The 17,580-nt window shown below is 49.0% G+C and carries 9 protein-coding genes; 2 read left to right on the top strand and 7 right to left on the bottom strand.

The features are described 5' to 3' along the window. Positions 1 to 2: 2 nt before the first annotated feature. Positions 3 to 1,484 carry a Y-family DNA polymerase gene (locus H8L47_RS01145; RefSeq protein WP_329605349.1) on the bottom strand — a complete coding sequence of 494 codons (1,482 nt, stop codon included), beginning with the start codon at positions 1,482 to 1,484 and terminating at the stop codon, positions 3 to 5. Next, on the bottom strand, positions 1,459 to 2,187 hold the full coding sequence (imuA, locus tag H8L47_RS01150; protein ID WP_186951404.1) for a translesion DNA synthesis-associated protein ImuA: 729 nt from the start codon (positions 2,185 to 2,187) through the stop codon (positions 1,459 to 1,461). The genes H8L47_RS01145 and imuA overlap by 26 nt, the downstream gene beginning before the upstream one ends. Before the next feature lie 238 nt (positions 2,188 to 2,425). Here imuA and H8L47_RS01155 point away from each other — a divergent pair, with 238 nt between their 5' ends. Further along, positions 2,426 to 2,653, top strand: a complete 228-nt coding sequence (locus tag H8L47_RS01155) for a hypothetical protein (protein ID WP_186951405.1) — start codon at positions 2,426 to 2,428, stop codon at positions 2,651 to 2,653. Positions 2,654 to 3,122: 469 nt separating this feature from the next. Here the strand turns inward: H8L47_RS01155 and H8L47_RS01160 are convergent, their stop codons facing one another. The 4 genes from H8L47_RS01160 to H8L47_RS01175 all read right to left on the bottom strand — a co-directional run bounded on the left by H8L47_RS01160 (position 3,123) and on the right by H8L47_RS01175 (position 13,611). Next, entirely contained in the window at positions 3,123 to 7,100 is a 3,978-nt protein-coding gene (locus H8L47_RS01160) for a Pls/PosA family non-ribosomal peptide synthetase (protein ID WP_230413537.1), read from the bottom strand. A 784-nt stretch (positions 7,101 to 7,884) separates the two neighbouring features. After that, positions 7,885 to 9,693, bottom strand: a complete 1,809-nt coding sequence (locus H8L47_RS01165; protein WP_186951407.1) for an FAD-dependent oxidoreductase — start codon at positions 9,691 to 9,693, stop codon at positions 7,885 to 7,887. A 460-nt stretch (positions 9,694 to 10,153) separates the two neighbouring features. Continuing rightward, entirely contained in the window at positions 10,154 to 12,316 is a 2,163-nt protein-coding gene (locus tag H8L47_RS01170) for a S46 family peptidase (protein WP_186951408.1), read from the bottom strand. Between the two features lie 185 nt (positions 12,317 to 12,501). Continuing rightward, a complete protein-coding gene (locus tag H8L47_RS01175; RefSeq protein WP_186951409.1) occupies positions 12,502 to 13,611 on the bottom strand; it encodes a DNA-binding protein in 1,110 nt (369 codons plus the stop codon). A gap of 161 nt (positions 13,612 to 13,772) precedes the next feature. Between H8L47_RS01175 and H8L47_RS01180 the strand changes: the two genes are divergently transcribed. Further along, positions 13,773 to 14,954: a tyrosine-type recombinase/integrase gene (locus tag H8L47_RS01180; RefSeq protein ID WP_186951410.1), complete on the top strand. Its 1,182-nt coding sequence runs from the start codon at positions 13,773 to 13,775 to the stop codon at positions 14,952 to 14,954. Positions 14,955 to 15,057: 103 nt separating this feature from the next. On the opposite strand, the gene H8L47_RS01185 is transcribed toward H8L47_RS01180, so the two are convergent. Continuing rightward, positions 15,058 to 17,580, bottom strand: coding sequence for a response regulator (locus H8L47_RS01185; RefSeq protein WP_186951411.1), 2,523 nt, complete (start codon positions 17,578 to 17,580; stop codon positions 15,058 to 15,060).

Consider the following 17,580-nt stretch of genomic DNA (forward strand, 5'->3'; position numbering starts at 1 on the left):
TGCTATCCAAAAATACCATGCAAGAACCAGACAGGCTCTTCACTTTCAGGATCATTGGCTCGCTCGCGATAAATCCAGTAGCGCACATGGCGCTTATCGACAGCGATGTAGTAATCCCGGGTTTGTATCTGCTCATTCCACCAGCCGGATTCTATGCGCTCAGCCGGAGAAACAAGTTTCAATTCTGATCCGTAATAGGGACGATGCTCGTGAATGTCCAGCGCCAGCGGCTGCGGTAACAACCAGTTGGGGCGCAAGACATAGCCTGCCAATGCGTGAGCAGGGCAGGGCGGTGGGGGTTTCTTGATGACAGAAATCCAGTGATTGGCAATATCCGCCCTATGGTCTGCATGCGGTGCCGGCTGCAAGACATTATCTTCGCCCAGACGTGCAATCAAGAGTTCAAGTAAGCGCTTATGTTCATTTTCCTGCCCACCGGGTTCAGGAAACAAGGTATAGCTTTGCGCCTCGCGCAATATGGTCTGCTTTACTTCCAACAGCATGCCGATGACGGCACTATGCAGTTTTAGCTGGCTCAACTTTTCTTTGAACAAGCTGAGTAGATGCGATTCTTGCCAGCATGCTTGTGCCAGATGCAAGTCAAACATGGTCGGCGGGATGGCCTGGCGACCACGCTCATGCAATAACTCCATGTGTATATGCGTCACTGCCAGTTGCTGCGCTGCCAGCCAGCCCAACAACTGCGCCAGCAAGCTGCGGGCAAAGATTAGTAGTGATTCTGCTTGCTCTATACGGTCTGGTAATTCCATTTTGACTTTGAATTCTGGCGCTGCGAGATACCATTCATGCACCTCGGCCTGCTCGCCATAGGCTTGATCCAGTTCTATGAGTAAAGCCTTGCCTCCGCGTCTTTGCAGGCCGGGGCGAGGCAAGTGCCGTAAATCTCTCAAGCTATAACAGGCTATGCCCTGTAATAACTCAGTCAAAGGCTGCGCCGCAGTGAGCAATTTGACTGGTAGCCTGTCCAGGCGTTGCGTTAATCGCTGCATTTTAAAAACGTGCTGTCCTCTGAGTAGTTTACGTGATGCTTCCTTGGCCAACAGCCAGGCAGCCCTGGCAACGGGGGCTATGCCTGTGGTTGCTGTATAACCCAAAATGCGCATGCTCTCTTGCACACGTTTACGCAAAGCACGTATGCCACCAAATAAACTCAGGCTTGCGCTGATATCAACCAGTATGCAATCATCTTCTGCGAGGCAGACTTGTGGTGAGTATTGCAGCAACGTAGTTGCCACCGCCTGTAATGCCAGCTTTTCTTTAATTTGATCACGTTGATAGCACTCTGCACCAGCGCACAGCATTTGCACGCCGCCCGTGCGCATGTTCAAACGTATACCCATATGATTCGCAGACTCAGACATGGACGTTACCCGCCCGTGATGGAGGATGACACTGACTTGCGTCTCTTGCTGAGCAAACAAGGGAGTGACAAAGACCTCAAGCTGGAGTAAAGGCAGGTGCACGGCTATCCACAGTGGAGGGCAAGTTACCATAGTTTGTCGCAAGTTTTTCTTTGCCTGGGTGAGCATAGGCATACAAATAAGGATGATCTGGCACATGCAATGCCAGCGGCGCATCGCGCTGGCTGCCACGGCGCTTGAGAATGCTCAGCTCCAGGCCATATTGAGTGGCTTGTACACTCAATCGCAAGGGCGCGGGAGAGGCTTGCTGCGCAGCCCGCATATCACGCATTAAAAAAAATAAAGTCTCTGAGCTTTGCGCTGCCAGATGCAAACGACGCAAAGCTTCACTACGGATGCTGGATGTCCAGAATAACAGCGCGCCACAACTGCTATTGCGCAGCACCTGCTCTGCCGCCCACAGGGCATCGACATGCTTGTTACAGCGTATCCATATCAACTGCGATGGCTGCAAGCCTGTGCTTGCAAAAGCCAATGCTTGCGGTATATAAGGCGGTGTCAACAAAGCAATGGGACGGCCATCAAGTTGACTTAAGGCGGGTTTGAGTAGACTGAGCTCGGCAGTGCCAATCTGCGGTAACAAAATCTCGGTTAATTGCCCCTGCGGCCAGCCATTTCCGGGCAGCTCAGTATTGAGTTCAGCATAACCACTGGGCAAATAGCCACCCTGACCACGCGCCAGTTGCGATGCACGCCACAATGCGGGGTGTATGTGTTCAGGATAAAGTGAGGAAGCGTAGGTCATATCGCACATACTGATTAAATATACAGTATATGTAATATATCGGGAGACTTCAAAGTTTATTTTATGGTCGGTACTACGTGACTGGAGCAAAAGAGTACAGAGAGATGAGAAAACCACAGCTTTACAAATTACTGATTGCACATACAGTTGTTTGTGATAAAGTTCGCTCCATGGACGAACGCATGGATGTCTTGATGACCGTTCCTCTATCACATACCAACCGATATGGAGATTGAATATGGCAAACCTCGAACAGTCCTTTGATACACGCTTCAGCTTGCAATTCGCCCCGACATCATTTCTGATGCGTCTGGGGCGTCGTGAAATTTTTGTCTGCCGCGACTTTAGGCAGCGCTCTTACTATGTCAATCCTGTACTGGATTGCAGTACAGGCATACAAGCTGGGCACCTGGAAATACTGATGTTCCGTAAATGGCTGATTATTTTATCCAAAGCTAATTGGTAGCAATGAGTCATGCTTAAGCTGGCTATTAAATACATTCCACAATTGAACAAATAACTCTTGGTAGCAAATATATCCGTCACATTGTTCAGATATATTTACTTCAGGAAAGTCCAGTTCTGTAAGATATCAATTTTTAGTGAATATACAATTGAACACTTAATGTCCAATTGCAAATCCTAAGCACACAAGAAATGGCCAGGGGCAGGGCATGCATTATCTGTTATACGTCACCAATGCTTATTAACATCCCTGTATTGCGCTCCAAGCTAGATAGCGTCAACAAAACTGGGTATCTTTCAGGGTATGAGCGTAGGTGCTTTTGCCCCAACGAATGAGCATGAACTGCATCACAATGATCTTGTAGAAACCATCTGGTTGTATAAGTCGATAAATTGCCCTGAGTTTAAATAAATTCAAGGGGATGACGCATGTGTATCCCTATCCCCTTACTGAAAATTATATATGTATATCAAGAACCCGTCATTGCAGCGGGGCAACCATGCCAACTGGAATTGGTGGGAATATATTCCCCCTTCATCACCAGCGTCAATGCACCAAGACTGGCACCATCTGCTACCACGGCGCTATACAAAACCGAGCTGCGCGGCCCCATGTACACACGTTTACCAATACTGACGTAATCAATTTTCATGACCCGGTCTTCAAACAAATGTGTTTGCGGGCAAGCAAGGGCGTTGATTTCGCTATATTCACCAATGCTGACGCAGTCAAACTCGGTAATATCTGTAGTATCCATATATACCCCTCGTCCGATTTTGCAACCAAGCAGATTGAATGCCAAAGGCAGCCATGGCGTACCACGCAGGTAGCGCATGAAATTCGGCACTGCAATTCCTTCATACAGATTGGTAATGCCTTCTGATATCCAAACAAAGGGCGTCCACATGGGCACGCTGCTTTTCTTGTAGCGGAAAATCAGCAACCATTTCAACATCAGGATGAAGGCAAAACTGCCCACACCATACAACAAACCTGCAACGACCAGGTAATACAAGACTTCACTCCAGCGATCATCGCCTGCCAAAGGCATCAAATCAAGAACTATGGTATAGCCAACGGCAATCACCATCGCATGCGGCGCAATGATGCGGAAAGCCTCGATCAAACCCCGACCCAGACGGCGAATTGCTGAAGGCCGGAAGGTCAGATTCTCAGGGAAACCCTTGGTTTCTTCGCGGGCAGGCAAATGGATTGCTGGAGAACCCAACCAAGTGTCACCTTCATGCATCTGCTCGTTACTTGGTGCACTGGAGTGGACACCAATTAAGACGTTTTCAGGCAAGATCGTGCCATCTGGAATATATGCGCCATTGCCAACAAAGCTGCGACGCGAAATCACCGTAGGGTGCATGCTCATCCAGCCGCAATCAATTTGCTCATCACCCAGCAATACCGCATCGGCAATAAAGGTTTCATCACCTAAAGTCAACATATCTGGGACTACACCCAAGGCTGTGGAAATCTCAGCCCCACGACCAACTTTTGCGCCCAGCAAACGATACCAGAAGGGCGCATAGACCGTTGCATATACACCGTGCAAGACGTTCAGGCTGGATTCCTGAATTTGATTGACTAACCATTTACCGCAATAAGTATTGCCATGTACGGGATATTGCCCTTGCTTTAAGGTTGGCAAAATACTCCAGCGTATACCGGCAGAAAGTAGGGCGGTGCACACAATCAACACAGCAGTGGCGGGAAAAGCCAGCAAGAAATATTTTACGAGCTGAAAGGCCACTGAGTTGCTTTGCAGTCCTGGGAAAAGTTCGGAGTTATCAAACCAGTCTATAGTCATAAAACTGGGAAAAACCGGCATAAAGAACAGCGCGCTGATCAAGAGTGAACCAAACACAAAAAACACAGTTTCACCAAGCAGGCGCAAGCGCGTAGCCTGAGGTCTTGGTGGAAAGGTCGCGGCATCAAACAAGCCCACATCTCTGGCAGGCGATCCTTTCCATATTCGGGATCTTGGTATCCGTTGTCCCTCACTCAGTGCAGATTGCCCATCAAGATGGCCGCCGGCTTCTAAATAGACATTGCCTTCCAGTACAGCATACGAGCCAACATACGCATCATCTTCCAGCGTGATTGCTCCCAAGATTAACTCGCCATGCTGTACCCTGGCATTTTCAAAATTGCTCGCATTACCTATACTGCAACGATCGCCTATGGACAACAAATCCGGCACACGCAAAGTCATGGAACCTATCACCACATCAGAGCCTATCTTTGCACCCAGGGCGCGCAACCACCAGGTGTATAAAGAAGAGCCACTCAGCATATAAGCAGGCGCCGCTTCCACTAGCCTGTCAACCAGCCACCATCGATAATATGTCCATCCCCATAAGGGATAACGCCCGGCTTTCAAACGTCCGGCAATCAGCCATTTCGCCATGATGGCGACCGCAAATTCGGCCAGGGTCAACAATAGGAAAACACCAACAGACAAGAGCACTGCTCTTGCAATAGAATCATCAGGGTCACCTGTAAAGAAGTGGTAAGCAAAAAAAGGGGCCAACCATTGCACCATGCGCATGGCCACCAACCAAGGTATGGCCACTGCCTGCCCCAGACCGCACAGCCAGCGCTTCCAACCTGGAGCAGCTACCCATTGTGACTTACTGATTGCCGTAGCGGCATCCTGGGTTTGTCCGGTGGATTCAAGAACATCCACCATCTTTGTGATGATGCGATGTGCATAAATGTCACTTATCCTGAAATAGGCAAAGCGAGGGTGTTTGCGTAAAATCGACACCAACTTTGCCGCCATTAAAGAATGGCCACCCAGGTCTGTGAAAAAATCTGATGTCCGCTTTATTGCCTGTCCAGGAAACAGGCTGGCCAAAGCTTCAAACAGCACAACCTCTGTTTCGGTTTGTGGAACATCAGAATCATTATTTGCCACCTGCTTGACCAACTCGATTTTTTTGAGCGCATTGCGGTCAATTTTGCCTGAAGTTAGCCTCGGCATTTCAGCTAAGTATTCAAACCTGGCTGGCACCATATAAATCGGCAAGACCCGGCCCAGCTCTACACGCAAGACGGCGGCATGCTGTGCAAAAGTGCTGGCATCAGAATCTGCAGGCAATTGATCCTTGACAATGAAAGCCACAATCTGATCAATCTCCTCATCCTTACGCAAAACAACAGCAACCGCACCCACGCCATTTTGTTTGGCTAGAACAGATTCAATTTCACCCAGCTCAACTCGGAAACCACGGATTTTTACCTGATCATCAGCTCGTCCCAGGCATTGCACACTGCCGTCGGGATTAAAACAAGCCAGATCACCAGTGCGATACAGCCTGGCCTCATGCGAATTCCTGGCCCAGGGATTAGGCAAGAATTTTTCAGCAGTCAGATCAGGTCGACCAAGATAGCCAAAAGCAACGCCGGGGCCGGAAATGCAAAGTTCGCCAGTTTCTCCTGCAGGCAAGAGGTGCAAACCGTTTTCAACATCGGACGCGATAACAAGCAAAGAATAATTCGGCAATGGCCTGCCTATATTGACAGCCTGACCTGCCTGTAATTGCGCCAAGCTGGCTGATACACTGGCTTCTGTCGGCCCATAAGTATTGAACATCAGTCGTCCGGGACGCGACCAACGCTTGACCAGTACTTCAGGGCACATCTCACCACCCAGATTAATCAGGCGCAGGCTATCAACTTCATGGCTGAACAAAGCGAGCAAGGTGGGGACTGCATGCAAGACGCTGATGCGGTTTTCATTCAAAGCCAGCGGCAGGGCATCTGGATCAGCCGTAATTTCTTTCGGTGCCAGCCACAAAGTTGCACCTACCAGATAACTAATCCAGATCTCTTCAAACGACATATCAAATGCCAACGAAAATCCCTGATACACACGATCATCATGTCGTATACCCAACACATGGTTTTCGCTCCGCAAAAAGTGGCAGATACTGGCTTGACTCACCAGTATGCCCTTGGGTTTTCCTGTAGAGCCAGAGGTATAGATCACATAAGCCGGGTCACTCGCTTTGACGGACTCCCGTCTTAGCATGAATTGCCCGGCGTTAATCAATACATCTTCTGCCAGCCATTTTGTGCAACTTAACTCAGTCAACTGAGACTCGAAAGTCTTGCAACTCAGCATACCAAAAGCATCTGCATCCTCAAGGCAAACCGCAATACGGTCTATGGGAGTATCCGCATCGAATGGCAACCAGGCCGCACCAGTTTTGGCGATAGCAAGTTGCATGATCAATAAATGTATGCCACGCGGTAACCACAGGCCAATAATATGTCCAGGAAGGACACCGGCCGAAATCAAGGCAAAAGCAACGCGATCCGCGTCAACGTTTAACTGAGAGTAACTGACCGACTCGCCGCCAGAAATCAATGCAATTTTATCGGGAAACGAAAGCGCGCTAGCCTCAAACAAATCGGCAAGGACTTCCTCTCTCATAAATTCAATTCTATCCTCGCCATACAAAATTTCTGGGTTTGTTACCGCAGTGCTGCTAAACGATTGCATAAAAAATCTGTAGAAAAAAGGTCACATGACAACGCAACTTTATCAGGAAAGAAAGCTCGCCACTCTTTTCATAACTCCTTAGGGTTATAAATCGCCGCTTTAACCTTATCCTGTTGCTTTCGCACCTGTGCTTTTGCACTCTTCGGGGCAATTACTATAAGGAAATGTCGACAATGAGGAAGGTGGCATTCGAAAAGTTAGCTACTGCCAGGAAATTGCTCGCTACGAAGATGCGAGAGATGGCGCAGGCATGCGACTGGAACAGCCGACTTCAGCACGTTTTGCAATCATTTTAAGAACGCCCCTTACATTTCGCATAATTTATATTATGTTAAATGTCTTCTGAAAATGATGTTAAAATTCAGCAGCCTCTCTTTCGGAAAAAGACAGTTAGCAAGATCTTTCGCACATCTTTCAATCGTCTATTTGCGTATCTTTCACAAATTTCTTAATGTGACATAGGTTGGATACAAAACTAGAACTGAGGAAGCGCCGCTCGTGAGGGACGCATCCGCCCAAAGATGCGCCTGTTCCAGTTATTTCCAGGCGCTGTGGCGCCATGGCTGAACTAAAAGCGGCCACCTGCCAGTACATCTATCGCATACAGTTCTGCGAAAAAAGTTACTTGCAGCCCTCGTTCTTGGACCGCGTCTGAACCGGTACTGCATTGCTTCTTGTTTCTATTGCAGGCAACTAGCGGTGCGTCAATGTTTCGTTATGCAAAGCGCGTAAAGCCATCGGCGCTCCAGTCTTCGCTGCCAACGCCATGGTGGACACAAAACAGTCCTTCTGGATCGTATTTTGATTTGATAGCCCGCAATGTCGAATAGTTCTCTCCCCAATATTCCTTTTGCCAGGCGCTGTTAAAGTAGTTGCTCTCTGGAACATACGAACCTGAATTTGGGGCAATCTTGCGCAATTCAGCAGCAGCCAAATCGATGTCTCGGGCTACTCTGCGTGCGGCAGCCAGATCTACGGCCGTTCGCGGAAATCCCGGATAGGCTGGGGGCCTTTCTCCTTCGGCGATGATCACGAGCGTAAAGGCGTCGACGACCGCTGGATTTGTAGTGGTCTGTAGTACGGCAGCACGAACGTCAGATGGTGCGCCTGCCAAACCTTTTCCGATATGGAGTCGGACCATCTGGTGGCGGCTTGCAGCAAACAGTGCGTCTGCAAGAGACTGCTGCCTGTCCGCCTGCAGTAACGATGCGGGTAGCCAAAGCGAGTCGTAACCGTGCAAGAAAATACCGACCTCGCCCTGATCACTTTTCCCCCAACCATGATGTTTGGGGACGCCTTCACGGGTATCCCGCTCCATTGAAGAACTTTTGTCGAGGTCCCACCAGGCCCGCGCGTCCCAGGCCCATGCACCAAGCGGCGACAAAACGGCAAAATCATCAGGCGATGCTGTAACCCAATCGAAGAATGGCTGCCATATCGCGAGTACATGCTTAGGGTCCAGCCCCTGACTAATCATGCCGAGTTCCAAGACGTTGTCTGATTCGAGGTGAACATGCTCGCCCCAGTGCTGATTAAACAAAGTCTCATGATAGAAGGCAATGAAATGAGCGATAAGGCGCGTGAACGCTGCGCCTGATCGCGCTTTGATTTTTCCCCACGCGCCACCGAAAAACAGGGGCAGATCGTGGGTTCGCAATGTGACTCTGGTGATCACTCCGAACGTGCCGCCGCCTCCACCTTTGAGCGCCCAAAACAGATCGGCATCGTTGAATTCGTTGACTATGCGCACCTGGCCATCTGCGGTGACGATTTCGGCTTCAAGCAATCCCGCAGCTGCTGTGCCGAAACCCTTTGAAAATGAGTTAAAGCCACCACTTTGCACCAGTCCGGCGACACCGACCGTCGTGCAGCTGCCGCCCTGAACGTAACGCCCACCTTCCGTCGTTACGGCTTGGTACAGGTCCATCCACATGGCACCAGCACCTGCACTGACGGCCGGAACGGGCGCGGCGTGGCCGGAGCCCCCTTGGACGACGAATGCATCGTGCAACGTGACCTTGTTCATCGCGCGCGTCCAGATCAGCAACGAGTCGGGCGCGTTTGACGTGCCCAAATAGCTGTGCCCGCCACCCTTGACAGCAAGGCGTAGCTTGTTCTTCCGTGCGAAGGTGATGCCGGCGGCTACGTCACTGGAATCTCGCGCCTGAATGGCATACTCGCTCGGTCTCGGTGTCCACGCATCGAGCCATCCTGAATTTTCAGTTCCTGCTGGCTGGTCGCCTATCCAGTACGGATTCCCGACATGCTTGAGCGCGTCGAGACAAGCTACGCCATCTGGTTCGGTCTGACATGCGTGAAACAAGGACTGGACTTTTATCAAACTGCCGCCGACATCGTTGTTCAACTTTGCCCATTTTGCAGCGTCTGGCCACGCAACATCAGTGGGCCGCACCCGCTGGTAAGGTAACTTTGCCGACAGGCTGGAACCAAATGACAGCTTCAACGGCGGCAGAGTGGTTGCCGCAGCCATCGCTAACGAAGATAGGAAATTTCTTCTTTTCATGGGAAAGATTCAAATAACGAATGCTGGCAAAGATACTAAATTTTCTCCTTCCCCTAAAGACAATTGTGGCGAACCGGGCGCTGTGTGGGGCGAACCGGAATGATGTGCTCCCTAGCAGTGGAAACGCAGCATACGATCTGCGATACGTCCGGCGGCGGTCAGATGCAGATAATGCTGATTCGCGACGATGGGATGCAAGTCGCATTATAATTTCTGCAATTGCATGACAAGCAAAATTTCTAATTTTGTATTTTCACTACTTTTCAAGTGCAGGAATGCCAGCAAGAACGACAGACTTGAGATCCGAGGGAAAAGCAGAGCCCTCTTTCTTGGCTGAAGCAGCGATCAACGGCTTGATAGCGGTTCCCGAAGACTAATGTTAACAAACGGCAAAGAATCACGATAAAAAATGGGCCGCAAATTTCGGCCCATTTCAATGTACAGTGACTAATACTAAAACTTACTCAGCACCCATTTCCTTGATCAGGCGATCTGCCTTGTCAACATGCTTCATTTGCCACAGCATATAGCGCAGGTCAACCTGAATGGAGCGTGTATTGGCCTTGTTGTAATCCCAATCAGAGATAATGGAATCCAGCGTGCCATCAAAAGCCAATCCTATGAATTCACCCTTGGCATTCAATGCTGCCGAACCAGAATTGCCGCCCGTGATATCCATTGTCGCCAGATAGTTCACAGGTACAGTCTTGAGTTGCGGATCTACATATTTCCCAAAGTCCTTCGCCTTGATTGCCGCCAATTGCGCTGCAGGGGCATTGAAATCGCCTTTGCCAGTTGCCTTGGGTGGAATGCCGTTGATGGTTGTAAAGGCATTCCAGGCCAAGCCGTCGGCCGTACCATGGTCACGACCAGTAACCTTGCCGAAGGTGACGCGCAATGTGCTGTTGGCATCTGGATAGACAGCCTGACCTTTGCTTTTCATGAAGGCAATTTTTGCCTTCATGTAGCTGCCATAAGCTTGCTGGATTTTACCTGCCAGCTCCTCATCGTCCGCTTCACGCTTCAGGCTACCCTCATACATCGCGACCGCTGCTTTGATAAAACTGTCATTACTGGCTTTGAAGTCTTCCGGCTTAGCATTCAGCCATGTAGTGCGCACCGCTTTATCACCGAGTTTGCTGCCAGCATACAACGTGTCGAGCAGAGATTTCAATTCTGCTTCTAGCATGCCATCCTTGATGCCAATAGCAGCATCAAAATTGGCATTGCGTTCAGCTTTCGGCTGTGCAGCATATTTGCTAAGACTGTACAAGACCAGAGCTTTGTCGACTTGTTCATCGTAGCTGCGCTCTACCGCGTCGATGCCTGCCTTGAAGCGTGGCAAGTCACGTATCTGGAAACCAGCCTTGCGCTCTGCATCAGCTTTTGTAGATTCATTTGCCAGACGATATAAGCTACGTGCTGTCCCCAGGAAGCGTGGTGAAGAATTTGCCAGGTAGAAGTCGCGTTTGCCAAGGGCGTCGCGTTCGGCGATCAACTTCTCAACTTGCTCAATATCAGAAGCAAACTCTTTATTGCGCCCAGGATTGCTGTTGATCCAGGCTTTCAGTTCATCATGCTCTTTGGTTTTGCGTGCCAGGAAGTCGCTTCCAGCATAACTATCCAGCATACCCTGCCGATTTTTATAGTAATTGTTGATGCCGGCAACCATGCCCGCATATTTGAGTTTAGCATCAGGATTATCCTTGGTCTCTTTTGCGATAATAGCCAGCATATCGCCAGAGTTTTTCACAAAAGCCGGATAGTTCCAATCAAAAGTATATGCAACTTCTGATGGCAAACGATGGCGATTGGTGCGGCCTGGGTATCCCAGCACCATGATGAAATCGCCATCCTTCAAATTATCCTTGGCCATTTTCAAATGATGCTTAGGCACATAAGGCACATTGTCTTTGCTAAATTCGGCAGATTTGCCATCTTTGCTGACATATGCGCGGTAAAAGCCATAGTCGCCTGTGTGACGTGGCCACATCCAGTTATCGGTGTCGCCACCAAACTTGCCCACGCCTTCAGGTGGCGCATGGACCAGACGTACGTCCTTGATTTCCAATTGCTTGATCAGGTAAAACTCCAAGCCACCATAATAAGGATAAACATTGCAGCGATGGCCGACATCTTTTTCGCACTCGGCAACGATGGCCTTGGACGCCTTTTCTATCGCATCTACGCGGCTCTTACCATTTAGTCTGGCCGTATTCTTGTCAATAATTTTGTCGCTGACATTAAGCACGTCTTTGGTGACCATAATGCGCGAACCAGGAGAAGCAGGTAACTCCTCTCCCAGGCTATTCGCCAGAAACCCATTGGCCAGCAAGTTGCGTTCTGGCTTTGAATTGTGGGCAACACTATTGTAGACGCAGTGGTGATTGGTAGCGACCAAACCTTGTGGCGAGACAAAAGAAGCTGAACAACCGCCCAGACTAACGATGGCTCCCATAGGGAATTCAGTCAACTTGGTCAAATTTGCAGGGTCCAGTTTCAGGCCAGCAGCTTTAAGTTGCTTGGCAACTTGTGGCAATTGCTGTGGCATCCACATGCCTTCATCTGCGCTAGCTAACTGGCAAAGGCTCATGACCGCCAGCGTGGTAAATGTTTTTTTCATCATGTTGTTATAAAAAGATGTGAAAATTATGGGTGATTTCCCTCGGCACGCTTATAAGGCAAGCCTGAAGCGCGGCTAGTTTAGTCTGAAAATCTAAAGGAAAGTTCAGTATTTTATGCAATTTTCTGCCATCTGCAGAATTTTGAGGCCAGCTCGTCTAGACATTTTTGACTTTCACACTGAAACTAGTCAGCATTTTCATTCTCAGACACAGCTGCAGTTGTAGGTTTGATTTGCAGTTCCAATTGTTTTTCTGCCTGCCTCGCGGCACGTTCCGCAACCAGCTCCGCATGTAGTGAAATAATCTTGTCTGCGGCGATATGCAGCTGCTTCTGGACTTCTTCCCTCTCAGTTTTGATAGAAGATAGATGACTTTGCAATATTTCTAGACGCCCTCTTTCTGAACTCAACTCCTTAAGCATGAAGTCCCGGCTCTCGTTAAGTGCAGACAAATTGCCTTGCAGGCTGCCTATTTCTTGCCGCAAACTGCCAATATCATCATGCTTGATGAGCAATTCTTTTTGGTGATTTTTAATCAGTTCTGCCATCAAGCTTCGCGCCTGATCCAGTTCTTTTTGCAGCTTACCTGACTGCTGTCGCTCTCTGTCAATCTCCATTAATGCGCGCTTTTCTGAGGCATTAAATCTTTCCTCCGTCATCTGGGATACCTGCCGCTGTTTTTCCAACTCCAAAGTGAATTCGAGACTGCGTTCTTTTAGCTGAGATTGACAATTGATTATTTCCGCTTTTCCTGCGTCTAACTGTGAGGCAAGTCCCTCATTCTTTGTTTGCAGCGCAGTGATGCGATGCTCCAGATCCTGAATGATCGCTTCAGTCGACTTCAACTTAAGCAAATTAGCTTCCATTGCTTTATTTGCAGCCTGCTCCGACATTTCTGCGGCTTCTTTTGCGGCCTTAGCTTCAACAAGTTGCTCAGCAACTTCTGAGCGGTAAGTCGTCAGCGATTCCTGTGCCTGCCCCATTGCTGTCATCCAAAGGCTAACAGCCATTTCTGCAGTTGCCTGCTTCAAAGCCTCAGGCAAATCCGGGTGCTCTATCCTGACCCGGCTTTTTTCACGCAAGACTTCCCAAAAGCGATTCAAAGCCTCCGCCGGTGCCGACATGCTGCCTTTTCGCACCAATTGATAGAGTTTGTTAGCCGTTGGCGTGACGCCATAGCGAAAGAACATGGCTATGCATACTTCCCTATACAGATCTTGAGTTTGCGGGAATTGCTCGCGCAGCGTCTCAATATCAGCCAAAAGCATACGTTCATTTTGTGCGGGCGTATCCATAGCATCCTTTCATTATTTTAGTTAATAATACTACGTATTACGTAAAATATACAACGTCAATTAAAATACATGTGACATTACTTTTATAATGTCACTATAATTTGATTGGTAGTCAGAAATGCAGATTTTCAAACACTCACGATCCTCTTTCACTAAATTAAATGGATATCGACAATTCACCCGCCTTGACAACCCTGGAAAATGTATTACTGCTCACAGATATGGATGGAAGTCATGGCAGCAATCGTGCAATGGGTAACCGACCACAAATCAAGGCCGCGAACGACGTTGATGCGATCAAGGCCTGGCTGGCGCGCTTCTGGGATACAAAGACGACTTTTGATAATTATCGAAAGGAGGCTGAACGCCTGCTTTTATGGTCGACCATGCAATTGGGCAAGCCGCTGTCTTCTTTGACACATGAAGACTGGCTCAGCTATCAAATTTTTTTGGCCAATCCACAACCAGCTAGTCGCTGGGTGATGCGAAACAAGCGCAAATTCCCCCGCAATCATCCTGAATGGCGACCATTTTCAGGGCCACTCTCGCTTGGCAGCCAGCGCCAGGCAGCTGTTATCTTGAATGTGATGTTTTCTTGGCTGGTGAATGCGGGTTACCTGGCAGGCAATCCACTCTCCTTGTCACGTCAACGTGCCAGAAAAGCCAGGCCACGTATCACCCGCTACCTGGAAGAAGATTTGTGGCTGGAGGTTAAGCAGACTATAGAGTCCATGCCCAGAGAAACTGCTCGTAATCGCGAACAGTATTACCGGCTGCGTTGGCTTTTTTCGCTTCTATATTTGTGCGGACTCAGAATTTCTGAAGTCATCAGCAATACTATGGGCAGTTTTTTTTGTCGGCGCGACAAAGATGGTCTGGAGCGCTGGTGGCTGGAAATTTTAGGCAAAGGTGATAAGCTCAGAATTGTGCCAGCTACGAATGAATTGATGATGGAACTGAGTCGCTACCGCCAATCCAAAGGATTAACTCCCCTACCCTTGCAGACTGAGACGATCCCTCTGCTATTACCTATAGGCAGCAGGACCGACGCCATGACGCGCGGCGCCCTGCATGCCATTGTCAAAAAAGTATTCCAACAAACTGCTGAACGATTAAGGCAGCGCGGTGAACAATTTACTACATTTGCCGACCGGGTTGAGCAAGCCTCTGCTCATTGGCTGCGTCATACCGCTGGTTCGCATATGGCGAATAATGATATTGATCTGCGGCATGTGCGGGACAACCTTGGTCACGAATCACTAAGCACGACCAACAATTACCTCCACTCAACAGACGACGCTCGCCATCGTGAGACAGAAGCCGGACATAAGATTGACTGGTAAAAAACAGATCCTGACAGCATATCTGCCTTGCTTCCACCAGGAGAATTAAACGGACCATGTGCAATTCAAGCCTCAAACCTTCGTCATCGCAAAGCATTACTAACTACAGTATTTTCCTGAGTGCGTCCCTAAGCTCTGACAGTTTTGGCGGCTTACTCAACACGCAATCGACATGTGAGGGTGAGTCACCATCTTCAACCAATCGTTGGCCCCAGCCAGTCAGCATAATAATTGGGGTATCGGGTGACAACTGCTTGATCGAACTGGCAAGTTTGCGGCCATCTATATATGGCATGCCTAAATCCGTGATGACAACAGAGAATGAATCTCCTTGCTCATGTGCGGCATTAAAGGAATCTATGCCGGCTTGCCCCCCATCAGCTGAGATAACGCTGTGACCATCAATTTCCAATATATCCCGCAACGACTTTAGCACCATGGGGTCATCATCAACGACCAGAACGCGTCTTTTTGTAGGAATGGCGTCTGGTGCGGGCAACCGAGCCACCTCGCTCACTGTGGCAGGCACCAGGAAGCTCATGCGCATGGTTGTGCCTTTGCCGATCTCGGTCAATATTTCTATATGTGCACTATGTCTTTCAATCATGCCGTAAACCATAGCAAGGCCCAGACCCGTACCTCGCTCACCTTTGGTCGTGAAAAAAGGTTCCAGGCAACGGCGCTTGGTATCATCAGACATGCCCACGCCTGTATCGCAGACATCAATATTGACCTGCTTTACAATAATTTCTTTTGATGATCCAGACCAATCTTGCACGACACTGGTACGCACAGTAAGTCCGCCTCCTTCTGGCATGGCGTCAACTGCATTGAAAATCAAATTGGTCAAAGCCTCTCTGATTTCGCCATGCACTCCCATGATATCCGGCAAATCCGGGGCAAGTTCTGCATGCACATTAATCACGATGCCACGTTGTTGTGGCATATCACTCCACCGGGCGCGAGTCAGGTCTATAACTTGCTGCACGAGACTGTTCACATCGACTGGCAGTAACGTTAATTGAGGCGCTCGTTGGCGGTAAAATTCCCGCATTCTGGCAACGGTTGCCGCTACATCATCTATGGCGCGAGAAATGACTTCAAGATAATTTCTGCCTTTTACACTTAGATTTTTTTCTGTCTCGAGTAAGGACTCCGCATACAGAGCGACGGGAGAAATCGCATTATTGATGTCATGTGCAATACCACTCGCCATCTGCCCAAGTGCGCGCAAACGTTCTTGCTGCATGATGGATTGCTGGGTCTGGCGCAAATCATCATAAGCTTGTTGCAATGCTGTGTACAGTTGCGCCTGATTTGCAGCCAGCGCGACATGCTCACTCAATTGTCGTAAAAATTCGCACTCACCACTATTAAAGCTGTGCGACTCTCGCTTGGCGACAACCAACACCCCAAAAACGGTGCTTTCTGCTCGTAATGGCGCCATCACCAACGCACTCAGACCGCCGGCCGCCAACCTACGCGGGAATGGGAAATCAACTTTGCTGATGTCAGCTTCATAGACAAGCTGACCACGCACGCAACGCGACAAACCATTTTCATCAATGGAAACCTGGGTATTTTGTGTCATCGATAATTCTTGAGCCAGACATTCACTATGCAAGCCTACACTAGTGACCACCAGAAGATTTAGCTCTTGGTTATACAAGCACACGCAGCTAAAATCGACTGGCAAATGATCTTCAAGGCTACGTATCACTACTTGGAAGATACTGCGTAAATCCTGACGCTCGCCTATGGAGCGGGTAATCTGATGCAGCAAGTTCAGACGCGCAAGCTGAGCCTGGGCTTTTTTCTCTATTTGCTGGCGTTCTATAATTTCCGCCTGCAGTGCTTCATTGATATCTGCAAGAGAATCGCGCGATACGGTAGTCAGCTTAAGCTTCTCTGTCATGCCATCGAAAGCCCGAGCCAAATCACCTATCTCATCCTGACTTTGAAAGCGCAAGGAAAAATCAAGATTCCCTGCACCAACGATGGCCGTCCCTTCTCGTAACTTTTCCAGTGGGCGACTGACACTTCTCAAGGTAATATAGATCGTAACAGTGACGACCAGTACGACAATGCCCCCAAACAGGATTACGGCATTGAATGCCCGCTGCTGCGCATTCAATGCGCCGATGCGGCTTTGTCCGGACAAATTCAGGGCAGCAGATATCATCGCCTGCGTTTTGTTGGTGATTTGGCCCAACAGACGGGATTCCAACTCTTCCAGTATTTCGGCCTTGTCACGTTCACGCAGCAGTTCATAGTGATTGTTGACCAGTAGGGTAAACAGTTTCTCTATATTCTCATTCGCGTTTCTTAACTCTGAAATGGTTTCCGTATCCGCCAAATCAGTAAACTCTTCAGTGCCAGCTAGTCGTTTGGATAACGAAGTACTACGCAACTGCCATTGCGCCCTGGTACGTTCATCATGACGTAATGCGTACTCAAGGGTCAGGTAGCGCAATGAGGTAACGGCCTGCAGCAACTCGCCTGCAGCTTCATTTTTTGCAATTTCCCGCTTCATCTGCAAGGTAGTGGAAAGCAAAATCACCACGATGACAGCAACGATTGCCAAAGAAATTAATTCCGCAAATTTCAGGCGAGTTGAAATTTTCAC

Source organism: Undibacterium umbellatum, from assembly GCF_014284125.1.
In the GTDB taxonomy this organism is placed as follows: Bacteria; Pseudomonadota; Gammaproteobacteria; order Burkholderiales; family Burkholderiaceae_D; genus Undibacterium; species Undibacterium umbellatum.